The following is a 24,610-nucleotide window of genomic DNA, read 5'->3' on the forward strand; positions in this document are numbered from 1 at the left end:
CTCCCCTTAGAGCACGTTTGACAGGCGGCCGTAGAGGAGCTCGTCGAGCCCCTCGGCATAGATATCGCCCTTATCGTCAACCCGGAGTGTGTATTGCGGCAGGTTCTGCGTTGCCTGACCCCAGATCTGCTGCCCGCCCGCTTCGCAGTCGAAGCGCGAGTAATGGCCGGAGCAATTGAGCGTCCGGTCTTCAGAATTGTAGTTGAGCGGATATCCCTTGTGCGGGCAGACCGTCGAGAATCCGACGATGTCGCCGTCAGGCCCGGCGCCTCCCTCGACGCGCGTCCCGAGCTTCAGGAGCACGCCGGGTGCGTTTTCGTCCGGATAGGTGACGTCGAAGGGCTCGTTCTCGGCAAGGTCCGATACATTCGCCAGGCGATTGGCCGGATATTCGACCCGCGCCATAGCGACCTGCGCCTTGGCTTCATACGGAAGCGTGGCGGCGGCAGCGGCGCCGGCCGCTGTAAGCGCTCCTCCCCTCAGAAACTGCCGGCGGCCAACGTCCACCAGCTTGTCGCAACGTGACATGCTTTCCTCCCTCGCGATGCAATGACCGTGGGAGGAGCAGCGCAAGCTGCGTGCCAGACGAAGGAAAGCTGCATTTCAGCAGGTTTGCGGCTGCAGCCGATGACTGCCGGGAGCCGGAATGTTTGAAATTCCGGACATGCTGCACTGCCGAAGGTTCAGGAACCCGAACGCGTCCGGTCTCCGATACCGAAGCGCGTCATCTTCTCCCAAAGCGTGGTGCGCGAGATGGCAAGCAATCCCGCCGCCTTGCCGACCCGCCCGCCTGCTTCGTCCAGCGCGCGCTCGATCTGCCGGCGTTCGGCGGCGTCCCTGACATCGGCCAAGGGTGCGAAGGCGGCCTGGGCCGGCTTCGACGCCTGCTCGGGGAAGAGGTCGCCCGGCATGATCCATTCATTGTTGGTCAGCGCCACTGCGCGCTCAATCCGATTGCGCAGTTCGCGGATGTTGCCGGGCCAGGGATGCGCGAGCGCCGCCTCTTCGGCCAGCGCACTTAAGCCGCGGATACGCGCATCGGAGCGGCTTGCGGCGTTATCGAGGAAGCGATCCATCAGCCAGGAGATGTCCTCCGGCCGTTTGCGCAAGGGCGGTATCTCGACCGGCAGGACGGCAAGCCGGAAATAGAGATCGTCGCGGAATCCGCTCGCAGCGCTCCCCCTGGCGAGGTCGCGGTGGGTGGCTGACACGACACGCGCCTGGAAGGGGATGGCCGCCTCCCCGCCAACGCATGTGAAGCTGGCATCCTCGATCAACCGCAAGAGCTTCGCCTGCAACGCTGCCGGCATGTCGCCGATCTCGTCGAGGAAGAGCGTGCCCTTACGCGCGCGCTCGGCATAGCCGAGATGCCGCGTCTGGGCGCCGGTGAAGGCGCCCTTCTCATGCCCGAAGATCTCGCTTTCCAGAAGCTCGGCCGGGATCGCAGCGCAGTTGACTGCAACGAAAGGTTCCGACGCGCGTGGCGAGATCTGGTGCAGAAGCCGCGCCGCCACTTCCTTGCCGCACCCCGTCTCACCGGTGATCAGCACCGGCAGGTCGTGCCCGGCATAGCGGTGGAGCAGGTCTTCCACCTGCCGGATTGCCGGGGACTCGCCGAGACACCCCGCCATCCGGGCGCCCAAAGCCGAGGTCCTGCGGCCGGCCTCGATGCGCCTCAAGAACTCATCCATGGCGAACGGCTTGGTCATGAAGTCGGCAGCCCCCGAACGCATCAGCCTGACCGCCTGGTCGATTTCACCATAGCCGGTTACGAACAGGAATGGCGGCGTGTTCGGCTGCTTGGTGAACTCGCCAAAGACCGCTTCGCCCGACATATCCGGCAGCCGAATGTCGCAGATGACGAGGTCGAGCGCGGCAACGCAATCTATGGCATCGACCGCTTCCCGCCCCGTCTGCCACCAGGTCACGTCCCAACCTTCCAGTTCCAGCCGCTGGACGATCGATCCACCCATAACCGGATCGTCCTCGACCAGTCCTATGCGCGCGCGCTCAGGCAGCATTCGCCCGCCTATCCTCCCTTGAAAGGGGCAAGACCAGCGTCACCACGGTCCCGCCCTCAGGTTTTCCGGCAATTGTCACCGACCCGGCGAGTTCGTCAACCACGCGCCGCACCATCCAGAGACCCAGCCCGCGGCCGACGCGCACGGCGGGTCCAGGATCGCTGTCGACGAGGATGCCGGCGATATCATCGGGAATACCAGGCCCTTCGTCATGGATTTCCAGTCTGAGCCGGTCGGTCGATCCGGATGCGGCAAAGCCGATCTCACCGCCTTCGACTGTCGCCGCACTTGCATTCAGGAGCAAGTTGAGCACAGCCTGGCGAACAGGACCGCTCTTGACCGGCAATTCGTGCGGCACCGTCCAATCCACAGCCCAGTTCAAACGCTGACGGCGACGTACCAATTCCGGCTTAACGAGCAGGCGCACGTCCTCCAGGTCCGCCGCAGAGAGCAGGCGTGAGGACCGCTCGGGACGATAGGTGGCGAGCGCGGCCTCGACGACCTCGCGGATACCCTGCAGGCCCCGCTCGATCAGGCTGATGGACGTGTCACGGACGCCGGGAGTCGAACCATGCGTCTTCAGTGTGTCGATTGCGTTGAAGAGGCCGCCCAGCGGATTGTTTATCTCGTGCGCCATGCCCGAGGCGAGGCGCCCGAGGCTCGCCAGCTTCTCCTCCTCGGCGAGCTGCATGGCCAGATTGGCGCGTTCACGTTCGGAATGAACAAGGACATTGTAGCCGCGAAAGAGGCTGGCAACCTCTGGATCTCGCGAGGGGAACTCGTTCAAAGAGATCGGTTCGGCAGTCCCGTTCGCCGCCGCTCGCATATGGCTTTCGAGGATCCGCATCGGACCAATCATCCGCCTGACTAGCAGGAATCCCCCCAGCGAAAAAAGGGCGGCAAGCACTCCATTGGTGACGAGAAGCGTAATCAGGATTTCACGCCGTTCGGCAAAGAGATGTGCCACGTCAAATGTCGCGTGAATCGTCCCTATCGGCAGCCCCTGATAGACAAGATCGCGGCGCGCGAAGCCGGTCATCGAGGTTTCGTCGATGGTGACCAGGCCGGAACCATAACGTTCGACATAAGCCTTCGGCAATTCGGAATAAGCGGCAATCCTGCCAGGATCGCTCGCCGCCAGCACACGCCCGTCGGCGCCGGTCACAATCGTTTCCAATGGAGCCAGAGCCCCATAGGAAGAGGCGGACCGATCAAGCGCGTCAAAAACCTCCCAGACATCCGCGCGCAACACGGCAGGAACCACCGCGGACGAGAGGCCGTCGAGATATGTCTCCGCCAAGCCGTCCAGGAATCGCCCCTGGGTGCGCGACAGGCGATCGAGGACACGTTCGGAGATTGCCGCGCTGACCGCCACCATCAGCAATGCCACGATCAACGGCATGCGATAGGAGATCGGTATCGACCTGAGGCGATTGACCAGCTTCATCCGAACCGCCTGACGGTTTCGACCTTGGCCGCGATCGCATCGAACAGGGAAGGTTTCGTCGGGACGAAGCCGTCCAGCTTCAGAAGGTCGAGAACCTTACGTCCTTCGGAATCATCGGCCATTGTCATAAGGGCGTCCTTGAAACGGGCAAGCCGGGGTTCGCCAGCCAGGGACTTCGGTGCAGCGACCGGAGGGAAGCCCAGCCATTCGGAGCGCCTGACGATCCTTGTTCGGGCGACGAGAGCCGACTCGGTTTTCTGCATCACTTCCCACACATATCCGTCGACGCTTCCCGAATGCGCCAGCCGGGATGCAACCGCACGGACGACGTTGCGGTGTCCGTAAGTGAAGAAATGGCGCGCGAAGAACTGGTCCGGCATCATCCCGTTTTCTGCCAGCAGTGTCCGCGTGACGAGAAAACCGGAATTGGAATCCGGATCGGAGAAGGCGTGGATGTCTCCGCGCAGTTCTCGCCAGTCGTCGACCGTCCGGTCGGAAGGAGCGATCAGGTAGGACTGGTAGAGCGGCTTCCCATGCCAGCAGGGCGTTGCCACCAGGTCCAGACTGTCCCGGTACTGGACGTAGGGATAGCCGCAGATCCAGGCCGAATGGATCTGTCCGGAAACCAGGAGCGCCGTGATTTCCTGATATGTCCGTCGCATGACAAGCTCTACGGGGCCGCCAATTTTCGAGGAGAGATAGGCCCTCAGATGCCCAAGAAGCTCAAGATCGCTGGTCAGGAAAACCGGTGTCAGGCCGAACTTGAATATGTCCTCATCCGCGCGGAGCTGTCTGCCGGAACATGCAATCAGCAAGGTCGCTGCCGCGCCTCGTGTAAAGTCACGGCGCGAAAGACTTGCCCTTTTCCGTCGAGTGACCCACTCCATCTGTTCCTCCCACAAGAGGCAACACGGTGCCCTTGCCAGATTAGCGTATACGACGTGGGAATGCGACCAAGCCGGGCGTCGGAATTGCATGGCGCGTGGTGCCACGTCGAAGCGGTTGTCGCCGTCTACATCGCCTCCCGACGCTTTCATTCGGGGATGACCAACCACTTGGCGAGCCTACCTCATGGGAGCGCCGATAACGCCTCCCCGCTCCAATTTCATGACCGCGCCGCTGAGCGGTGAAGCCGACAACGGTGACCGGCGCTAGCCTTCTTTTCGGGGGGATCGGTGGCTACCCTCGGAAGTGTTCGCCACTGGCACACCCCGAGACCGTCGCAGTGATCGCTTTGGAGCATTGAGACGTTCGTCGCGTCCGCTGTCGATGGGAACAACGGGTCGATCTTCCGGTTGCTATCCGTCTCAGAAGGCTGGATTGCGGAAGTGGCCTTGCGGTGGAAATGGGTCACGATTTCCGTAAACTCGTTCGTGCCATGGCGGAAGGATTCAACAGTTCCCGATTTTGTATAAGTATGAATGATATATAACTATTACAAATTTTCCTTGCTAAACCGGCACCGTGAAGGAATATTGCAGACTACCGATCAAACGATAGTTATGCATAATAATTATAGGAATACATATAGATTTGCGCCGCACCCTATGGATATTTTAAATCTGAGGTTGGAGCGGAGATAGCCGTCTTCCCATTCTTTTTCAGCATAGTTTATTGGAGGATGCATACCATGAGCAGTGCGACAAACGAAATTCTTCCAGAACAAATTGCATCAACAGCGGACACACCGGCAGCAGGATCACCCTCAGAAAGCAAGACCTTTAATAGGATAAGTATCGGTCTACGCGTTTTTGGTAATCTCCGAGGAGGGTTCTACACGTTTCTGTCGGCCAGGCGACTTTTTGACAGCGACCTGACGCCAGAGCAGCGTACCGCTGCAATCAGGAATATCGCGGAATACGGCGCAACGTTTGGGGTCAGTACAGCTTCGACTACCCTTACTGCGAACTATATCTCCGATGGCGTGGAATCAAGCAACCACCTCGACAATATTATCAAAAATCTGAGCCAGAAGGTGGAAGACGCAGCCTCGACGACGGCGACAGTCGCTTCAAAAATGGGAAGGTCGATTACAAAAATTGGCTTGGGCTTTGCAAAGGCTGCAAAGGGCTTCTTTCGCGTATTCGGATTCCTCGCCGACTTCTATTTCGCATTCAAAAGCCTTGATGAGGGGTTGCATTCACAGGATCCGGTCGAGCGACAGAAGAAGCTTACGTCGTACTGGGTCTCCTTGGCGTCCGGCGTGATTGGCGCAGGGGGGCTGGCGGCGGGCGCCCTGCTCGGCGCTACCCTCGCCACACCGATCGGGGTGGTGACCGGGATCGTTGCCCTTGGCTTATTCGCCTTCAACCAGGCTTATTCCGCGTATCAGGATATCAAACTTGCCGAGAAGATAATGGACGTCCCCGCCGGACGATACATCCTGAATATCCTCAAGATGCTGTTCGGCGCCCCCATGGACTCGGACCTGCAGGAGGCAGTTCTTCAGGTAAAGGCGCAGATGGCCTATCGCGCCGAACTCGATCAGAATCTGAGGGCAGAAAACGAAAAGCGCCTGAACGAGCTTCTTGGAAGCAGTGTGAACGAAATCACCTATAGCGGGCAAAACATTTCTACGACAAAGGAGTATCTTTATAGCGTCGTTGAAATATGGCACGATTCGTTTGTAATTCTTGATGAGAAGTACAGTGAGGCCAAAGCGATAGAGAAGTCAGCTCAACTAACTGAAGAAAACAAAAGCCGAGGATTCATTTATTTTTCTATGAAGAGTAACGTTCATATATTTAATTTCTCGTCATCTGATGATAGATCAGATTACTATGATTTATATGACAATAATTCCTGGAAGGATACCGTTGACACTGCAAAATCCCTGGGTGCTGATGTGGAATACGAATCAACCTATATTTGGGATGTTCATCGTGCTGATAAAGGTGAAGGAGAAAATGATATCAACATTACTCCTTGGGATAAGCTGAAAACAGGCATTTCGGAGGAAGAATCTCTTGCGAGCGCGGCAGAGTGGAACAAACGCAATCAGGATCCCACTCACATTGCCGTGCCGGTTAGAACCCTGGACACCGTGCAAGTACCGACCAATAGGTACATCGTAAAAGGTGAAAGCTTCGCCGAGTTCGATCCGACTGGGATCACCAGATTTGAATTGGGCGGTGGCACGGACTGGGCCCGGGGTCACAAACTCCGCCAGAATTGGTTTGAGGTCGAAAGCGGCACGAAATATTTCACCGGCGGAATGGTGAAGGATCATTTCGTGCTGGATGGCACGCCGGCGCCGGATAAGCCTAGCAGTTTCGATGGCGGTGAAGGCGCGGATTGGATCGAAATAAATTCACTCCCTGCCGAGGCTGGCGGCATCGATGTCAATCTTGACCGCGAGAATGGCGCGTTGAAATACCGTGCGGACGGTAAGCTTGTCGCGAATCTAAAGAATATCGAAAACGTGACCGTCGGTGGGGCAAGCGACGATTGCCTCATCGGCAACGAAGCGGCGAACGAGCTGAGCAGCGGGGGTGGTCGGGACACGCTCGAAGGCCGAGGCGGCGATGATGTTTTGCGTTTCTCTGCCGATGATGGCGTTTTGGCAAAAGGTGGAACCGGCAGCGACGAATACCATCTGGGGCGTAAATCCGCGCAGAGCGCGCCCACGGATGCGACCGTCACGATCGAGGAGGCGGACGAAGAGGAGGAAAGCAACACCGTTCACCTCGATTTCTCGCTTGGCGAGATGGGACGCCCCGAACTGGACGGCAACGATGTTGTTATCAAGCTGGCGAATGACGACGGCTCGTCAACCAGTCTGCGCTTGAAGGATGCCTATGCGGATAACGCGGACGGCACAAAGCGTCTCAGGAGCGCGTTCACCTTCCAGACGAGAGACGGATTTCTGATCGAGCCCCTGTGGCCGGAGGTGATCCCCACAGGCGGCGGTTTCGATGGCGGCGCGAAAGTCCTCTATCTTCCAATGAACGACCGCACCGTTCCGGAAGGCACCAATCTTGACGAACTCATGGTTCATTTCACGGAAATCCAAACGGATTCCGGTCCGCGCAAGCAATTGCACATAGAAGGAGCCGGAAGCGGCGATCGCATATATACGTTGCCGGACAAATTCACTTTCTACTTCGAGGGCGACGAGCTAACCGATTTCCTCTACGGCGGCTTCGGTGACGGTGCCCCGCAAAGCGGAGACACCCCGGCGGATAGCATCGGCGGCGTCTTCGAACTGATTTCCGCGGGCAAGGAAGACGCAGCGGAACAGACCCAGCCCGGCAGCGGGACGGCTGATTCCACTCGCTCCCATCTGCGCTCCCCGATCAGCCGGCAATATATCGGTCTGCAACGGGACGGGAACGATGTCGTCGTCCGCGACACGCGCGGCGGCGTGGAAGATCCGGCGAGTTTCCGTCTGCAGAACTATATGCTTGGCGAGGAACACCGCCATATCACGCTGGTCGACGCCGGCGGTGCCCGTTTCGAGATGGGCCTGGACGAGGAAGGCAACCCCTATCTTTCGGACGAGGGTACCTTCGGCGAGAACAGGCATATATGGTATGGAAAGGTGAACGCACCCAACGAATACATCGCGCCGCAAGCTTGCGTGGAAGCCATAGGCGGTGAGCTTGACGATAAACTGACGGCCACCGCCTATTCCGAAACCGGGGCAATGTTCGGTGATTACCTGGACGGCGGAAAAGGCAACGACACGATCGTCGGTAGCGAGGGTGACGACTACCTTATCGGCGGCGACGGCGACGACGTGATCTCCGATACCGGCGGCGATGATTTGATCGCCCCGGGAACCGGCGTCGACACGGTTGTGTTCGGCCGGAAAGCCTCCGGCCATAAGATCGTTTCCTTTTCAAGCGCTGCCGGCAGCTCGCTGACCATCAACCTGCCGTTCGATGTGACGCTGGAAAACTTCACGCGCATTGACGACTCTCTCGCGATTAATGGGGTAGCGCCGGAGTCCCAAGGCGGAAGTGCACTAACCGTGATACTGAAGGATTATTTCGTCGACATCGATGCTAGCATTCCGCCCATCACGCTTCGCACGCCTACGGAATACGGCCCGGATGACCTGAGCGAGAACTACGCCAAGAAGGCACCTTGCGAACAGTCGCCGGCCGACGAATATGTTCCGATGGCGATCTGGAAGGCGCGGACCGACCAGCTTATGACATCCTTGGCGCTCATGGAGATGAATGCCGATTTTTCAGCGGCTGCGGCGCTGCCCGTGAATACTGCAGGGAATATGCCGCAGTCGATCGCCATCCCGGCAGCCTGAATGACCGGTCACACCCGGACGGCCTTTTCGCTTCGGCGTTTGGCGGCGTCCGGGTGTACCTTCCAGGTTGCCTGCGTGTGCTCCGACGGTGATTATCCGTTCTGCTGCCACCACAGATCAGCGTAGTGTCCTTCGCGGCTCAACAAGTCCGCATGTGAGCCTTCCTCGACGATTTCGCCGTGCTCGAGCACCACGATCCGATCGCACAGGCGCATGGCGTTGAGGCGGTGCGTTATCATGATGGCCGTCCGATCCCTCAGGATTTCCGGCAGCCGTTCGATGATTGCCGCTTCGGATTCGTAGTCGAGCGCGCTCGTTGCCTCGTCGAAGATGAGGATCGGCGGTTGCGCCGTCAGAGCGCGCGCGATGGCGATGCGCTGGCGCTGACCGCCCGAAAGTAGGCTGCCACGCTCGCCTACTTCGGTCTCGTATCCGCGCGGCAGGTCATTGACGATGAAGTCGTGCGCACCGGCTAGCTGTGCGGCTTTCATAAGCTGCTCCTCGGTCGCTTGTGGATTGCCGAGCTTGAGGTTCTCAAGAACGGACCCGTTGAACAGGAAGCTCTCCTGCAGGACGATGCCCATGTTCTTGCGCAGCGTGGCGGTATCGGCCATGGCGAGGTCGACGCCATCGATGAGCACCTGGCCGCTCTGCGGCACATCGAGCCGCTGGATCAGCTTCGTGATCGTGCTCTTGCCGGAACCGCTGCGACCGGTGACACCGAGCTTCTCCCCGGCAGCGACTTTCAGGCTTAGGCGCCGTAGCACTTCCGGCCCGGCTTCGGTGTAGCGGAACGTGACCTTGCGCAGTTCTATCTCGCCGCGGACCCGGTGAAGGGAAGAGCGTCCCGCGCCCGACGTAGTCTCCGTCTTCTCATCGAGAATATCGCCGATCCGCCTGAGGGAAACACCCGTGTGCTGGAAGTCCTGCCATATCTGGGCAAGGCGCAGGATCGGCATAGTGACGTGACCGGCCAGCATGTTGAAAGCCACCAATTGCCCGACCGTAAGTTCGCCGGCGAGCACGTGGTGCACGCCGAACCAAAGTAGAACGGCGCTGGTGACCTTGTGCACCAGATTGATGCTGCCGCCCGCCCAATTGCCGAGCATGGCGGCGCCGAAGGAAGCCTTGAGAAGGGCGGCGAGGCGGTCCTCCCAGTCGCGGGAGAAACGATCCTCGATGGCCAAGCTCTTCACCGTTTCGATGCCCGCGATGGTCTCAGTCAGATATGCGGTGTTGGCGGCCTGACGCTCCAGCTCCCGCTTCATTCGGCGGCGCAGGAAGGGGGCGATGATCATCCAAAGGATGAAATAGACGGCAAGCGACCCAAGTACAATCGAGGCGAGATTGACAGCATAGCTGTACATGAGCGCGATAAAGATGCCGACAAAGGCGAAGTCGAGCACCAGCATCAGGGCGGATCCGGTGAGGAAGCTGCGTATATGGTCGAGCTCGCGCACACGGGCAATGATTTCGCCTGCCTGCCTTCTGAGGAAAAAGCCGAGCGGCAGGTGAATGAGGTGGCGGAAAAGCTTCGTCGAGAGCTCTGCGTTTACGCAGCTTGCCAAGTGCGCATAGATGAGGCCGCGAAAATACTCCATCAGCGGGTTGAAGAGAGCGATGCCCAGAAGCCCGATCGCCAGCACTTCCAGGCTTTGTAGCCCGCGGCCGACGAGGACGCGATCGATGACCAGTTCCGACAGCTTGGGAGAGGCGAGCGCGAAAAGCTGGAGGACGACAGCGGCGACGATCACCATACGAAACCGCGCCACATGCTTTAGAATGGACGGCAGAAACCACCCCAGACCAAAGGACCTTATTTCCTCCGCTTCGGGCGCAGCACGCGACAGGAGGATCACGCGCCTGGAGAACCGCCGCGCGAATTCCGCAGGGAAGAGATCAATATCCTTCCCGTCCAACGGCGAGAGCAGGTGAACGCTTTCTTCCGTGATTGACCGGAGCAGGCAATAGCGCCCGTGGCCGCTTTCCCCGTGGCCGCTTTCAGAGACGAGCGCTGGCAAAGGCGTGAAGCGTAGCCTTTTAAACGAAACATCGACGGCGCGTGCCCGCAAGCCCAGCTGCTTGGCGGCCCGCAGGATGTCCATCTCTTGGAAAAAGCCCTTCGCGGGAGCCTGGAGGTGCCAGACCTGCCCGGCGTCGGCAGCGATTCCAAACGCACGAGCGGCCACCACCACGGCATGTAGACCACTATCCTGGCGAAGGTCCGACCCTGCTTCCGCGCTGTCGGTCCAGGACGTTTCCGCAAGGGTTTCGGCAACCGCGCTCATTTACCTACCGCTCGCGCAATGCATCGTGCTGGTATTCCATCAGCGGGCTCAGGAGATAATCGATGATACGGCGGCTGCCGGTCTTGATCTCGGCGGTGACTTGCATTCCGGCGGAAAGGGCTACCTCCTTGCTTTTGACGGCAATACTGTCCGCCGACATCCGGATGCGCGCAGGATAGATGAGCCCAAGCCGCTCGTCCGCGATCGAATCGCGCGAGATGTGAAGGACCTCTCCTTTGATCGTCCCATAGCGCGTATAGGGAAAGCTTTCGATCTTCAGTTCCACGGCCTGCTCCGCCCGGACGAAACCGGCGTCCTTGTTCAGCACGTTGACTTCGGCCTCAAGGGTGGCGTGATCGGGCACGATCACCATCAATTCCTGGCCCACCGTTACGATGCCGCCCAGCGTGTGTGTGGCCAGTTGTTGAACAACGCCATCGACGGGGGCTTGGATTGTCAGATGTCGTGATCTTTCCTCCGCCTTGATCAACTCTTGCCTGAGATCGACCAGCTTTCTGCGCTCCTCGTCGAGCTGCTCCAGGACGTTCCGGCGTCGTTCGGTCCTGCGCTGCAGCTTCTCGGTCTGAAGGGCCTTCCGATCGGTGAGCAACACGTCGAACTCGGACTTCTTTCCTAGAAGCTCACGCTCCCGGTTGAGCAGAGTTTCTTCCAACTCCAAGAGCTGCAGGCGCGGAAAGTGCCCCTTATCGGTGAGTTCTTTCCGGCTCTTGTAGCGTTCGCGCACATTGGCAAGCAGCGCCTCCAATTCAGCGATGTCACGCGTTGCGGCTTGCTGCTGCGCCTCGTTGCCAGCCAGCTTTGCTGCGAAGGTCTCCTCCTCTGCCTGCTGCTCCTGATAGGCGCCCATCAGCCGATCGCGTACGATCGCCAGCCTGGTACGAGAGACCTTCTGGGGCGGGTTGAACTTGCCCGGCGGATCGTCGGTGAGGAGGGCCTCCAGCCTCGCCATTTCGAGTGCGGAAAATTCCACCTGCGTGCGCAGGCGCTCCGCTTCTGCCCCTGCGGTGGTGGGGTTTAGCTCTATCAGAACGTCACCGCGGGCGACGGGTTGGCCGTTGCCTACGTGTATATTCGCGACCTCGCCCGCCTCAGGGGCCTGCACGATTTTGGAGTACTGGCTGATGATGATCTTGCCGGGCGCCGAGGCGATCATGTCAATCCTTCCGAAAATCGCCCAGAGGAGCACAAGCGCACACAGGCCCATGATCGCCCATCCGAAGAAACGCCCCACACGGGATGGCGGACGCTCCAGAATCTCCAGGTAGCCCGGCAGGAACTCGAGTTCGAAATCCTTCTTCTGCGGCGACTTCTCTGCCTTGCGCTGCGCTTTCAGCGTTTGCCGGACGATGCCGACGTGCTGCCGGAGCCATTTGAGCATCATGCGGTTTACCCCTCCGGTGCTTCAGCGGTTTGCGCCGACAGCGGTTCCGCGTCCGCAAAGCCATGCCCGATTGGGGCTGAGTTCAAGGGGGTCTCGTCTTGCAATCCGCCCGCTTGAAGGCGCCAGAGCCGGGCATAGGCACCCCCTTGGGCGAGCAGGCCCTGCTGGCTGCCGCTTTCGATCACACGTCCCTTGTCGATGACGAAGATCCGGTCGCAGGCCCGCACCGTGGAGAGCCGATGGGCGACGATAAGCACCGTCCGGCCAGAACGGATCGCTTGCATATTGCGCTGGACGATCGCCTGTGAATGCTCGTCGAGCGCGCTGGTCGCTTCGTCGAAGATCAGAATGGCGGGATCCGTGACGAGGGCACGCGCGATCGCAATGCGCTGCCGCTGTCCTCCGGAAAGCGACGCGCCTCCTTCCGCCAATACTGTGTCGTAACCTTCCGGTAGTTCCAGGATGAATTCGTGGGCACCGGCCGTCTGTGCCGCGTTGACGATTCTCTCAAAAGGAACCGCCGGGTCGGCAAGTGCGATGTTGTCCCGGACAGACCGGTTGAAAAGATAATTCTCCTGGAGGACCACACTCATCTGCCGACGCAGCGACACGGCATTCAGGCGGGCAATATCCAGACCATCGAGAAGAACCCGCCCCTCTTCCGGCACGTAAAGCTTCTGGACCAGGCGGGCGATCGTGCTTTTGCCGGAACCGGACCGACCGACGAGAGCAACTGTGGCGCCCGCGGGAATGTCCAGGCTGAAGTCCTTCAAAATGGGCGGCAGATCCGGCCTGTAGCGGAACGTAACGTTGTCGATGTGGATGGCACCCGTCGACCTCCGTCCCACCACTTCCTGCTCTGCGTTGCGCTCGGCGGGTGTATTCAGCACGTCGCCAAGGCGGTCGATGGAGACCCTGGCCTGCACATATTTGCGCCAAAGCTCGGCCAGGCGCACGACGGGCTGGCTCACGTGATTGGCCATCATGTTGAAGGCGATCAACTGTCCGATGGACAATTCGAGATCGATGACCATGCGCGCGCCAAACCAGGTGACGAGGACCAACGTGACTTTCTGGATCGCCTGGACCACGTTGCCTGAAAGCTGCATCAGGCGCTGAACCTCGAAGTTCGAGGCGACAAACGCTTGGGTCTGCCTTTCCCAGCGCCGGGCAAGCTGCGGCTCGAGCGCCAGGGACTTCACGGTTTCCATGCCGTTGAGCGTTTCATTGAGGAAAGCGCCGTTGATGGCGCCGTCCCGATAGAGCGTCTCGATGCGCTGCTGCAGCGGTGGTGTGGTGAAATAGCCCAGAAGGAAGTAGCAGGGGATCGATACGGCGACGATTGCCGTGAGGAAGGGGGAATAGAGATACATGACGGCGAAGAAGATGCCGGTGAATGCGAGATCGATCGCCAGCGTATTGACCGCGCCCGTCAGAAACTCGCGCAAGGAGTCCAGTTCGCGCACGCGCATGACGGTGACGCCAACGCTGCGCGCCTTGAAATAGGATAGGGGCAGGTTCATGAGGTGCCCGAAAAGCCCGGCGCCCAGCCGCGCATCGATGCGCGTGGCCGTTTGCGAGGCCACATATTGGCGCAGGCATTTCAAGCCCACCTCCAGCACCGATACCACAACCAGCACCATCGCCAGCACGTCCAAGGTGGCCATAGCGTGATGGACCAGAACCTTGTCCATGACCACTTGAAAAAAGAGGGGAGAAAGAAGCGCTAGCAACTCCATGACGGCGGACGTCGCCAAAACCTCCCAGGCTATGTTGCGATAGCGCAGCAACTCGGGAATGAACCAGGTGATATCGAAGGATCGGACGCCGCCGAGCCCGCCCCGTTTGCCGGATATTTCGACGACCTCACCGCTCCACATCGCCTCCAGTTCATCAAGAAGGATCAGTTCCGGCCCCGGGCGGTCTTCGCGCTGGATAAGCGCCCTCCCTTGGTCCTTCTTCGCCAGGATCGCCCATCCGCCTCCGACGGGCCGCCAGGCAATGGGCAGGCTTGCTGCCCTTATCTTGCGTAGATCCCTGCGGCGCCAGCGCGCCCGCAATCCCAGCCGTTTACATAAGAGGCGGACAGCTGCCTCCGGACTCAGGTCGACCAGGGACGACGCAACTGCTTCCGCCTCAGCCGGATCGTCGATGCACTGCGTGATAGTGCCTATCGTCAGCACACATGCGAGCAGGGATGCCGTTCGCTCAGAAGGCTGTGAGTATCCAGAAATTTTCATGTGTTATCAATGATATAAAGTACGTTTGATGACTGAATCTCGTTCGTACCACATATCCGGAAGGAGGCTGAACGAAACTCCGCGCTAAAATAGTCTAAGCAAATCCCGACACATATGCGTGCCCTGTCCCTAAGTGACGACAACGAGGTAGGGCACCTCTCTTGTTTATATAGGCGTCCCTTTGGTTTATATAAACGATCTGTGCATAATTTGGCAAGATGGCAGACCGCTAATCCGCATCTGAGCTGGCGATCGACGCGGCGAGCGATGAGTAGGCGTAATGCATGTGGCGCCTTGCGATCAAATCGAATAGCGGCCAACCAATGGAGATTCTTGCTTAAGCAAGAAAACCAACCTATTATGAGGACCATAATTATATTCGCAGGCATTGATACTATCTTCTATATACTATTTGAAAGTTATTTATTTATAAGGATATCATCTAATGCTTGGCCCATCGCCTGTTAACCCCGTCACCGACGCTACTTTTGGCGTCGAGAAGAGGCTGTTTCCGAATTCGGATGTCGGAGCTGCCGTATTTTCTCCCGAACCGTCGATGCACGCCCCCTTGAGCCGTCTGGGAGATGTCCACGCCAGTATCACCAAGACCCGGGGCAAGAGGGCGGCGGCGGCGCAGGAAGCCGACGACGCGCAGACGGAAGCGGCCGATGCGGTGGGCGGGGCCGAGGCGGAGCTCGGAGGGAAGCTGCGCGGCGTGTTCGTGTCCTATATGCGCGAGCAGCTCGGCGATAGCGGTCTCAGCGATGACCAAGTGCTCGAGCATATCACTGCGTTCCCGAATCTGAATGACAGCACGTTGATGCGCCGGCTGGCCGGTGCGGCCGGCCTCTATGGCAGCGAGGAAGGCGAAGACAATGTCGCCCCGGCTCAGAAGAAGGCACTCGTAGAGCGCTTGTTGCTCGCCTTGACTTCGGACGTCGACTGGAAGACCGAACTTGCCACGCCGGCCACCGATGTCGCGAATGGCGTCACCACAGACGCTAAGGTGCTGCACGGCGCCAACGAGATGACGATCGCGCAGGCCGCAGCGGCGGCCAAAGACAATATCCGCGAAACGCTTACGTCAAAGCTCGGCGATTGGGCCGTGCCCATAGCGGATGCGCTGGCGCCCGTCCTGATCAATGATCCAACGCTGTTCCTACCCAAGGCGTCGGGCAAGATTCTCTATGGCAGCCTGGAATGGGCCCAGCTCTGGATCGGCATAGAATATGCCGAAGGCCAATCCCTTGATCCGGCAAAGCTTACCATCGACCAGCTTCTCGCGCTTGGCCGGGCAGCCACGATCACCGATCCCGCGACGGACGAGGAAGCAACGGAGGCGGTAACAAACGGCGATACCGCCGAGGACGACGCGGCGGCGGCCGCCTACTCGGTCACCAAGCTCCTCGCCCTGATCGCCCGGGCCAAGGGCAAGCTCGACGGCCAGGAGATCACCGAGGAGAACCGCGCGGAAGTGGAAGAGGTTCTGCAATCCGTCGCCGAGGAAGTGTTCAAGGAGGAGTTCGCGATTGCCGAGGCCTTCGAGACACTCGGCCAGGAGATGCCTACCCGCGAGGAAGTCGCCAGAAAGATCCTGGAAGAGCACAAGTTTGACCCGGATGAGAAGATCACGGATTGGCGCCACTCGCCGGACGGGATCACATATCGCTACAATTCCACCCGTGAGAGAACACTCGCCGAGATTTATTTCGAACAGGGAAACCTGGATGGTTACCGTGACTGCGACCTGCCGAATCTAACCGAGGAATTCGAGACGCGCTTCGAAACCTATAAATCCCAATATGCGGCAGGGATGACAACCATCTTCGGCCGATTCCTCGACGACTATGCCGAGCGCAACAACCTCGACCTGACGGGTGCCGCTATAAAGCTTTCCCAACCTCAGGCCACCGCTTCCATCAACAATGGTAACTGGTGGTCCGACAAAACCGAAAAAAGCAACAGCGTACTGATCGTGGAGATGACCATTCCGGAGGCCGGCTCCCGCTATGGGTTTTTCTCGCTCCCGGAGCTCGACAAAGGCCTGCAAGACATCCCAGCGGAAACATCGGTGAACGATTGGGTATATAACAATTCCAGTACATTCTATACCGAAGAGCAAGTAGACGAGTACACGAATTTTTTGAATGCGCCCGGCTTTCACGTGGCTGAGAACTCAGTTACCATAAAAGAGCTTTGCAGTGGCGCAGGGGCCGAGATTCGGGGCAAGATCAATGAATATTTCGCGGCCCAGATCCAGCAGTATCACGATCAAGCCCGCGGAGAGACCCCCGGCGAGGCGATCAGCAATTTCTTCCTCGATCTCATTCCCTTCCGCGCGATAGTCGTCGCCATCCAGAAGGGTGACGTGGCGGGGGCGATCTTTAACGGATTGTTCGACGTCCTGTCCTTCATTCCCTTCGTCGGGGAAGGGATAAAAGCCCTTCAGGTAGGGGGCAAAGCGGTTGTGACCGGCCTGTCCGCCGCACTCAAGACATCACTCAAACAGGGCCTGAGCAAGGGTATCTCAGCCGGCCTTCGCACCGCCGCCTCCTTCGGCCGTGAGTTTGGCGGGCAAACGCTCAAAGCTGCCGTGACCGGCCTGGAAAGTGTCATGCCGATCCCAATGCCCAGCCTTGCCTCCCATATTTCGGTCGCCGGTGCGGGGAACACCGCGCGCGTTGTGAAAGGTCTTAGAGCCACGCAGCCGGAGCTGGCCGATGCGCTGGAGCAGGTCTCGAAGCGCTCCGACATCATAGAGATGACCGCCGACGGCCAACAGAAGCTGGCACCCGGCGTCGAGGTAACCAAGGGTGCGAATGGCGTCGAGACCATCAAGCTCGACGCTATTCACCTCCCGCTTGGCGAGGGGAGCATCGATCTTGACGATGCCAGGCTGACAATCAGGTATACCGACGAGGACCAGATCCTTTTCCTCAACGAGCACTTCAACGAAGCCGGAGAAAGTTTCTATACGCTGGCGAACCCGCAGACCGGCCTGTCCTATGGCCGACGCCTCACCCCCGACGAAACAGACACGCTCCTTTCCAAAGGAAGCAGCGGATTTTCCAGGGAAACCAGAGATAACTTCGCTACCGCTTCGACCGAAGATCCGGCGCACCTGAATACAAGCGAAGCGGAAAACAATTCCTTTCTGGGATCACGATCTCTATTTGGCAGAATTTTCAAAAGAAAACTTAAAGTGAAAATGCCGAAGTATTTGGTTATTGCCGATACACCAAAATATGAAAATGTAGTACCAGAGCTTACATCTTTTACAGCTAGAATACAATCAAACGGTGGTGGATTGTGCGCTTCTTTTGTTATAAGATGGATACAATACCTTTATGACTCAAAGAATATTGCATTAGATTTAAAACTTCAAAACAACCTTATTTCTGCCCAATCAGATTATATCAAAAATTTTCGCGGTCGAATATCCGATAAATCCCTTCTAGAAAGTAGAAAATTGTACATTTACAAAGAAATCCCACAAAGTAGGCATAATACAATTCAAAATATCATAAACTCTTCTAATAATAGGGATTATATATACATGTTTTTTATTGGAGAATCAGGGGCCGGCCATGCTGTCGGCCTGACATTTGGAGACAATCCGAAATTTTTCGACCCTAACTGGGGCGTCTTTAAGTTTGAAAACCGCGATGACCTTGCAAAATGGGTTCCAGAATACATCCAGGAACACTATAAGAACATCAGCCAAGTCGGTGCTTTCAGTGTCAAAAAGCGCGCCTGGGGAGACTGACGGAAGCGTCAGACCAAGACCGAGCCCCCTCACGGTGTGATGGCTTTGGCCAGAAAGTCCGTCAGGCAGTTGTTGTCCCACCGCATTGCGTACGCCGATCATCCTGGCTGCCTCGTCGAGCAAACCGTTTGCGTTGGCTCCACGACCATCAATGCGAGCATTCAACTCGAATCCGTTGGTGGGGCCCAGTCAGCGTTCTCTGAACGCGATTCAAGGCAGCGCGCCCTGACTTCATCCAGCATGGTCGCGGTGTCACCGACCAGCAGATCGGCCACCATGATCGCAATGCGCGGCAAAGCGCGGCGGGAACTGATGGCAAGAGCGATGTTTTGTAGAAGAATGTTCTGCCCCGTCACCGGAATGGCAACGAGCCGGCCGTCGAGCAGTTCCTGTGCCGTGTCCAGTTCCGAAGTCAGGGCGACGTGGCTGCCCGACACGACAAGCTGCTTCAGCAATTGCAGGGAATTGGTCACCACCGGCGGGCGGCCTTCCGAGAACATCCAGCCATGGCGCGCCTCGAGTATGCGGCGGATCGCAAGTGCCGGGCTTTGTACCGCGATGGCATGATCGCGCACCTTCGCCAGGCCGATCTGCCGGTGCTCTGCCAGCGGGTGGTCGGGAGCAACAACGCAGTGTAATGGCAGTTCCGCACTCCAGATGACGTGAACATCCCGTTGTGCGCGAAGGTTGAACGTAAGCGCGACATCGGCATTGCCCGCGTCGAGCGTCGACATCGCATCATCCGGCGTGGCGACCTCCACGTCGATGCGAACTTTCGGATATACCTCGGCGACATGGTGCAAGAAACGCGGGAGGACGCCGTTCACCAGGCTGTCCATCGTGACCAGACGGACATGGCCAAGATCGACCCCCTGCATCTGCTTGACGTCCGACCAAATACGGTTCTCGTCCGCCTTCCAGCGGCGTGCCAGCACGACGAACATCTCGCCCACGGGCGACAGGGTCATGCCTGTGTTCATCCGGTCGAAGAGTTGCACACCGAGGCGATCCTCCAGGAGCTTGATCTGCCGGTCGATGGCCGAGGCGGCGATGCCGATGGCGCGCGAAGCCGCCTGGATCGAGCCGTGCTCGGCAACCGCTTCGATATACTGCAAACCGCGCGGGACAAGGTGCAACGACATGTGCCTGCGTTCCAAAAAATAGAATGCAGGATTGTCGATAATGTCATGGAATGCAATGCGGCAATGCGGCTAGCGTCAAGCTGACACAGATCAGATGGCAAGCCCGACTTTATGACTTCCGCCCTCGACATTCTCAACACCGTGCCCCGCGCCGCCGCGCTCGCCATGATCGAGCCGCTGGTCGAGCGTTCACCCTGGGTCGCCGCAGCGATCGTGGACCAGCGCCCCTTTGCCGATGACGAGGCCCTGGCGGGAGCTTTGGTGGAAACGATCACCCGCGCCGATTCCGGCAGCCAGATCGCCCTGTTCAACGTCCACCCCGAATTAGCCGGGCATGAGGCGGCCGAAGGTCGAATGACCGAGGCCTCGACCAGCGAACAGGGCCGTCTGAGATTGCTGTCGCTGTCCGCCGCCGATGCCGCGCGGCTGACCCGAATGAATACGGCTTACCGCACCCGCTTCGGCCACCCGTTCATCGTCGCGCTGCACCGCGTGCCGGACCTGCAAACACTTTTTGCCACATTCGAGCGCCGCCTCGCCGCGACGCCGCCTGGAGAGCATACCGCCACACTGGCCGAGATCGCCTCGGTGATCCGGTCCCGTGCCGCCCGCGCCTTCGGGGCGGGCACGAATACGCCTCCGAACCTCGCCGCCACAACCCTGGAGTAACCCCATGAAAGCCCTTCTGCCTCTCATTGCTTCATCCGCCATCGCCCTTTCAGCCGTCGTGGCCGAAGCGAAGGACACCATCCGCGTCGCCGGCAACTTCGCGACCGAGCATTCCTCCTCCTTCGCCATGGCGAAGTTCGAGGAAGAGCTGGAGCGCCTGTCGAACGGCGAGATCGACGTCAACATCTTTCCGGCTCAGCAATTGGGCGGCGCGGCCGAGAATGTGCAGGCCGTCAAGATCGGCGCGATCGAGCTGATGTGGGTCGGCACAGCCTATCTGACCCGCACCGTCCCCGAGCTTGAGATCGTTGGCCTGCCGTTCCAGTTCCCGAACCGCGAACTGGCCTTCGCCGTGGTCGACGGCCCCGTCGGCGCCGCGCTCGACGCGAAACTGGCGGACGAGGGCATGACCTCCATGGGCTACATGGAACTCGGGTTTCGTCAACTCACCAACAACGTCCGCCCAATCGAAAACATCGGGGACATCGAAGGTCTGAAGATCCGCCTCCAGCCGAACGAGACGCATCTGGCCACCTTCCGCGCTCTTGGTGCAAACCCGGTGGCGATGGATGTCAAGGAACTTTACTCCGCTCTCGAACAGGGCGTGATCGACGGGCAGGAGAACCCCTTCGCCATCATCAATGTCGCCGGCTATGCCGAAGTCCAGAAACACGTCTCGAACACCGGGCACTTCTTCGATTTCATCTCGGTCGTCGCCAACAAGAACTGGTTCGACGGTCTCGACGCCGACAAGCAGGCGATGGTGAAGGAAGCAATGGCGACCGCCGTGGCGTACCAGCGCGAACTGGCGGCGGAGCAGGACGCTGCGGGGCTTGCCCAACTGACCGGGAAGGGCATGACCTATACCGAAGTCTCGCCGGAATTGGCCGCCGCCCTGCGCGAAAGAACCGCGAATGTTGCCGCCGAGACTAAATCGCGCCTCGACCCGGAGCTGACGAAGCTGCTCGAGGACGAGATCGCCCGGCTCGGCATGTGATCCGATGGTGCTCGATCGCCTCCTGACCTGGCTCCTCGCGCGCGCTGACATTGGCGCGCGCCTCCTCGTCATCCTTGGCGCGGCCATGATGGTGGTCGTGGTCTCGGCGCAGGTGGTCATGCGCTATGTCTTCAACGGTTCCTTCGATTGGGCGGACGAGGTCAGCCGAATCGCCTTCGTCTGGACGATCTTCCTCGCCATCCCGCTTGGCATCCGTGACGGCTCCCATGTCGGGATCGAGCTCTTGGTGGAGCGCTTTCCCGCCGGCCTGCGCCGCCTCATCGCCCGGCTCATGAGCGCTCTCGCGGCCGTGATGATGGCGGTCGTGTTCTGGACCTCGGTCGTTGTCGCGCTGGCTACATGGTCCGAACGGCTAGGCGCCATCAATCTCACTTCAAGCGTCTTCTTCTTCCCTGTGATCCTCGGCGCGCTTCATTCGGCGCTTCACCTTGCTCATCTCGCCCTTTTCCCGACGGAGTCCCGCGCATGAGCCTCTTCGTCATCGCCACCTTCCTGATCCTTGCGTTCCTTGGCATGCCGTTGGCCTTTTCGCTCGGAGTCTCGGCACTGGCGGGGCTGTGGCTAGCTGATTTCGATCTTCTGGTGCTGCCGCCCCGGCTGATGAACGCAGTCAATTCCTTCCCACTCATGTCAATTCCGCTCTTCATGATCGCGGGCGAGTTGATGCTGAAGGGCGGGATCATGGATAGGCTCGTCGATTTCGCGAACGCCTTCATCGGACGGGTGCGGGGCGGGCTGGCGCAGGTCACCATCATCTCGGGAGCAGGCCTCGCCTCGGTGTCCGGCGCGGCGGTGGCGGATGCATCGGCGCTGTCCTCGACACTGGTGCCCTCGCTGAGGAAACAATACGGCCTCGGCTTTTCCACCGGGATCGTTGCGGCGGCGGCAAATCTTGGTCCGATCATCCCGCCCTCCGGTGCGATGATCGTCTATGCCTTCATGGCCGGATCGAGCGTTTCGGTCGGCGGCATGTTCATGTCGGGTGTGATACCGGGTCTGATCCTCTTCGCCACCTTCATGGTCCTGTGCTGGCTCATCGCATGGAAACGGGACTATCCGCTGGCGGGCAATCCCGTGACATTGTCCAACATCCTGCTCGAACTGCGCCGCAGCTTCATCATCTTTCTGATGCCTGTCATCGTCATTGGCGGTATCGTCGCAGGGGTCTTCACCCCCACCGAGGGCGCGGCGATCGGTGTCTGCTACGCGCTGTTCCTCGGGTTTTTCGTGACGCGCAAGCTCAGGCTCGCAGACTTGACCGTGGTTCTCTTGAGTGCAGCAAAGACCTCTGCCCTCGTCGGCGCGATGATCGCTTTCGCCTCCACCGTGACGTTCCTGTTCACCATCGACCTCCTGCCGATGAAGCTCGCCGCACTGATGCAGGGGATCACCGACAGCCCGTTCTTGTTCCTCTGCCTCATCGCGCTGATGCTGCTGGTGGTCGGCATGTTCCTGGAATCGAACGCCGCCTACATCATGCTCGTGCCGCTGTTTCACCCGATCGCGCTGCAGTACGGGATCGACCCGCTGCATTTTGGCTTCCTCTTCGTGCTGAACCTCGTGATCGGCATGCTGACGCCGCCGGTGGGTGTCGTGCTGTTCGTCGTGTGCGGCATTACGGGGGTCAGGATGGGCGAACTTGTCCGCGAAAGCTGGCCGTTTATCGCCGCCATGTATGCGGTGCTGCTGCTTTGCATGATCTTTCCGAGCGTCGTGACCTGGTTGCCGGAAAGGCTCGGCTACTGATGCGGCTATTGCTTTGCAACCCGAACACGACGCAGGCGCTGACCGACAGACTTGCCGCCTCGGCCAGACGCGTTCTGCCGCCAACGATGACACTGCTTCCTGTCACCGCGCGTGAGGGGTTCCCCTACATCTCGTCCCGCGCCGAAGCGCAGATCGCCGGCACGGCGATCCTGTCGATGCTTGCCGAGCGGGTCGGCAGCTTCGACGCCGCAGTGATCGGCGCCTTCGGCGATCCCGGTCTCAGCGCGGCGCGGGAACTGTTCGACCTGCCGGTCACTGGAATGTCCGAGTCCGCGATGCTGACCGCCCTCACACTCGGGCAGCGCTTCGCCTTCGTCACGTTCTCGCCCCGGCTCTCTGCCTGGTATGAGGAGCAGGTCACACGGGTCGGTCTTGAACGCCGCTTCGCTGGAACCTTCACCCCCGATGCCGATTTCGGCTCCATTTCCGACGTGGCGGAGGAACTGCGGCACCCGCTCGTACACACATGCCGTCGCGCCGCCACCCACGCCGATGTTCTCATCCTTGCGGGCGCGCCGATCGCGGGCCTTGCCGGAGACATTGCAGACGAGGTCCCTGCCGTGCTGATAGATCCGGTTCAGACAGCAGTCCTGCAGGTCTTAGCCTTGCATCATCTCCGCCCGGACGGCGCGAATGCGGGCAGTTTCGCCCGCCCTCCGGCGAAGCAAAGCATAGGCATTTCTGAACCACTGTCCTCCTGGATCGCGCGGAAGCACCTCGGTAAAGGCGGGGAATAGAGCCTCGCGCTTGGATCGCGCGCGTTACAACCGTTTCGGCGGCGGCCGCCCCGGGTGGGGGCTATGATGACCTTGCCGGCGGCGCATATGGGCGTGGCAGGGAAATCTCATCTCGGTGCATGCGTCGCGAGTGTCTCGGGAGACCGGTATCGCTTGGCAGGACGGCATATCAGGAACAGAATGTCGAAAAAACCAGAACATTTTCGAAGATAATGTTCTGGAATCTAGAACGACTGTGAGGCCGAAGCGGGCCGGGTTGACTCTGCGGTACGCGTAAGTCTATACTTACCGTTAGTGATGACTTACGCAATGAACAGCTGGGCGGCACTGGCTGACCCGACGCGGCGAACGATCTTCGAGCGGCTGATCGAGCACCCCAGCGCGGTCGGCGAGTTGGCCCGTGAGCTGCCTGTCAGCCGGCCGGCGGTCTCGCAGCATCTGAAGGTGCTGAAGGACGCCGGTCTGGTCGTCGACAAACGAGCCGGCAAGCAGCGCATCTACCAGGTCGACCCCGATGGGCTGGCAGCACTTCGGGCCGAGCTGGACCGCTTCTGGACCAAGACTCTCGCGGCCTACAAGACGGTCGTCGAGCAACCGACGAAAGGAGATCCGATGAGTATCGAAGCAGCAGACACGTCCGTGCGAGCGTCGATCGTCGTCGAGGTGCCGATCTCGCGCGCATTCAAGGTGTTCATCGAAGACTTCGGCAGCTTCAAACCCGCCGAACACAACCTGCTCAAAGTCGAGATCGCTGAGACCGTGTTCGAGCCGAAGGTCGGCGGCTTTCTCTACGACCGCGGGGCTGACGGGAGCGTATGCCGCTGGGCGCGGGTACTGGCCTACGACC

The 24,610-nt window shown here is 59.5% G+C and carries 15 protein-coding genes and 1 pseudogene; 8 read left to right on the top strand and 8 right to left on the bottom strand.

Annotation, left to right across the window (positions count from 1 at the left end; genetic code table 11):
• Positions 1-6: 6 nt before the first annotated feature.
• The 4 genes from GM910_RS12940 to GM910_RS12955 form a co-directional block, all read right to left on the bottom strand.
• Positions 7-528 carry an arsenate reductase (azurin) small subunit gene (locus tag GM910_RS12940; protein WP_159587973.1) on the bottom strand — a complete coding sequence of 174 codons (522 nt, stop codon included), beginning with the start codon at positions 526-528 and terminating at the stop codon, positions 7-9.
• A gap of 155 nt (positions 529-683) precedes the next feature.
• Complete coding sequence (locus tag GM910_RS12945; RefSeq protein ID WP_159587974.1) at positions 684-2,021, bottom strand: sigma-54-dependent transcriptional regulator; 1,338 nt, start codon at positions 2,019-2,021, stop codon at positions 684-686.
• Positions 2,011-3,399 carry a sensor histidine kinase gene (locus GM910_RS12950; RefSeq protein WP_281354895.1) on the bottom strand — a complete coding sequence of 463 codons (1,389 nt, stop codon included), beginning with the start codon at positions 3,397-3,399 and terminating at the stop codon, positions 2,011-2,013. Before GM910_RS12950 ends, GM910_RS12945 begins: the two co-directional genes overlap by 11 nt.
• A 65-nt stretch (positions 3,400-3,464) precedes the next feature.
• Positions 3,465-4,283: a substrate-binding domain-containing protein gene (locus GM910_RS12955; RefSeq protein ID WP_343032988.1), complete on the bottom strand. Its 819-nt coding sequence runs from the start codon at positions 4,281-4,283 to the stop codon at positions 3,465-3,467.
• Positions 4,284-5,098: 815 nt separating this feature from the next.
• Between GM910_RS12955 and GM910_RS12960 the strand changes: the two genes are divergently transcribed.
• The gene (locus GM910_RS12960) at positions 5,099-8,734 is read left to right on the top strand and encodes a hypothetical protein (RefSeq protein ID WP_159587977.1); all 3,636 of its coding nucleotides are present in this window, start codon (positions 5,099-5,101) and stop codon (positions 8,732-8,734) included.
• Positions 8,735-8,826: 92 nt separating this feature from the next.
• Here the strand turns inward: GM910_RS12960 and GM910_RS12965 are convergent, their stop codons facing one another.
• From GM910_RS12965 to GM910_RS12975, 3 genes are read right to left on the bottom strand one after another with little or no spacing between them, the layout of a single operon-like run.
• A complete protein-coding gene (locus GM910_RS12965) occupies positions 8,827-11,022 on the bottom strand; it encodes a type I secretion system permease/ATPase (RefSeq protein ID WP_159587978.1) in 2,196 nt (731 codons plus the stop codon).
• 4 nt (positions 11,023-11,026) lie between these two features.
• The gene (locus GM910_RS12970; protein WP_159587979.1) at positions 11,027-12,424 is read right to left on the bottom strand and encodes an HlyD family type I secretion periplasmic adaptor subunit; all 1,398 of its coding nucleotides are present in this window, start codon (positions 12,422-12,424) and stop codon (positions 11,027-11,029) included.
• Between the two features lie 5 nt (positions 12,425-12,429).
• The gene (locus GM910_RS12975) at positions 12,430-14,607 is read right to left on the bottom strand and encodes a type I secretion system permease/ATPase (protein ID WP_159587980.1); all 2,178 of its coding nucleotides are present in this window, start codon (positions 14,605-14,607) and stop codon (positions 12,430-12,432) included.
• Between the two features lie 502 nt (positions 14,608-15,109).
• Here GM910_RS12975 and GM910_RS12980 point away from each other — a divergent pair.
• Positions 15,110-18,430 (top strand): YopT-type cysteine protease domain-containing protein, encoded by a 3,321-nt coding sequence (locus GM910_RS12980; RefSeq protein WP_159587981.1) that lies wholly within the window; start codon positions 15,110-15,112, stop codon positions 18,428-18,430.
• 161 nt (positions 18,431-18,591) lie between these two features.
• Here the strand turns inward: GM910_RS12980 and GM910_RS12985 are convergent, their stop codons facing one another.
• On the bottom strand, positions 18,592-19,572 hold the full coding sequence (locus GM910_RS12985) for a LysR family transcriptional regulator (protein WP_159587982.1): 981 nt from the start codon (positions 19,570-19,572) through the stop codon (positions 18,592-18,594).
• Positions 19,573-19,683: 111 nt separating this feature from the next.
• Between GM910_RS12985 and uraD the strand changes: the two genes are divergently transcribed.
• From uraD to GM910_RS26940, 6 genes and pseudogenes are all read left to right on the top strand, one after another.
• Positions 19,684-20,241 (top strand): 2-oxo-4-hydroxy-4-carboxy-5-ureidoimidazoline decarboxylase, encoded by a 558-nt coding sequence (gene uraD, locus GM910_RS12990; RefSeq protein WP_159587983.1) that lies wholly within the window; start codon positions 19,684-19,686, stop codon positions 20,239-20,241.
• Positions 20,242-20,245: 4 nt separating this feature from the next.
• A complete protein-coding gene (locus tag GM910_RS12995; protein ID WP_159587984.1) occupies positions 20,246-21,238 on the top strand; it encodes a TRAP transporter substrate-binding protein in 993 nt (330 codons plus the stop codon).
• A gap of 4 nt (positions 21,239-21,242) precedes the next feature.
• Positions 21,243-21,728, top strand: coding sequence for a TRAP transporter small permease (locus tag GM910_RS13000; protein WP_159587985.1), 486 nt, complete (start codon positions 21,243-21,245; stop codon positions 21,726-21,728).
• On the top strand, positions 21,725-23,005 hold the full coding sequence (locus GM910_RS13005) for a TRAP transporter large permease (RefSeq protein ID WP_159587986.1): 1,281 nt from the start codon (positions 21,725-21,727) through the stop codon (positions 23,003-23,005). The genes GM910_RS13000 and GM910_RS13005 overlap by 4 nt, the downstream gene beginning before the upstream one ends.
• A complete protein-coding gene (locus tag GM910_RS13010; RefSeq protein WP_246226079.1) occupies positions 22,951-23,763 on the top strand; it encodes an aspartate/glutamate racemase family protein in 813 nt (270 codons plus the stop codon). The genes GM910_RS13005 and GM910_RS13010 overlap by 55 nt, the downstream gene beginning before the upstream one ends.
• A 297-nt stretch (positions 23,764-24,060) precedes the next feature.
• Positions 24,061-24,354 (top strand): annotated as a pseudogene (locus tag GM910_RS26940) (ArsR/SmtB family transcription factor); the annotation flags it as partial.
• Positions 24,355-24,610: the final 256 nt, after the last annotated feature.

Origin of the sequence: Chelativorans xinjiangensis, assembly GCF_009812055.1 — a bacterium.
GTDB classification, from domain to species: Bacteria; Pseudomonadota; Alphaproteobacteria; order Rhizobiales; family Rhizobiaceae; genus Chelativorans; species Chelativorans xinjiangense.

Bases quoted from the DNA above. Each gene is read 5' to 3' on its own strand.
- GM910_RS12970 (WP_159587979.1), bottom strand. From the start codon at position 12,424: ATGATGCTCAAATGGCTCCGGCAGCACGTCGGCATCGTCCGGCAAACG.
- GM910_RS12965 (WP_159587978.1), bottom strand. From the start codon at position 11,022: ATGAGCGCGGTTGCCGAAACCCTTGCGGAAACGTCCTGGACCGACAGC.
- GM910_RS12960 (WP_159587977.1), top strand. From the start codon at position 5,099: ATGAGCAGTGCGACAAACGAAATTCTTCCAGAACAAATTGCATCAACA.
- GM910_RS12985 (WP_159587982.1), bottom strand. From the start codon at position 19,572: ATGTCGTTGCACCTTGTCCCGCGCGGTTTGCAGTATATCGAAGCGGTT.
- uraD (WP_159587983.1), top strand. From the start codon at position 19,684: ATGACTTCCGCCCTCGACATTCTCAACACCGTGCCCCGCGCCGCCGCG.
- GM910_RS12945 (WP_159587974.1), bottom strand. From the start codon at position 2,021: ATGCTGCCTGAGCGCGCGCGCATAGGACTGGTCGAGGACGATCCGGTT.
- GM910_RS13000 (WP_159587985.1), top strand. From the start codon at position 21,243: ATGGTGCTCGATCGCCTCCTGACCTGGCTCCTCGCGCGCGCTGACATT.
- GM910_RS13005 (WP_159587986.1), top strand. From the start codon at position 21,725: ATGAGCCTCTTCGTCATCGCCACCTTCCTGATCCTTGCGTTCCTTGGC.
- GM910_RS12980 (WP_159587981.1), top strand. From the start codon at position 15,110: ATGCTTGGCCCATCGCCTGTTAACCCCGTCACCGACGCTACTTTTGGC.
- GM910_RS12995 (WP_159587984.1), top strand. From the start codon at position 20,246: ATGAAAGCCCTTCTGCCTCTCATTGCTTCATCCGCCATCGCCCTTTCA.
- GM910_RS12940 (WP_159587973.1), bottom strand. From the start codon at position 528: ATGTCACGTTGCGACAAGCTGGTGGACGTTGGCCGCCGGCAGTTTCTG.
- GM910_RS12950 (WP_281354895.1), bottom strand. From the start codon at position 3,399: ATGGTGGCGGTCAGCGCGGCAATCTCCGAACGTGTCCTCGATCGCCTG.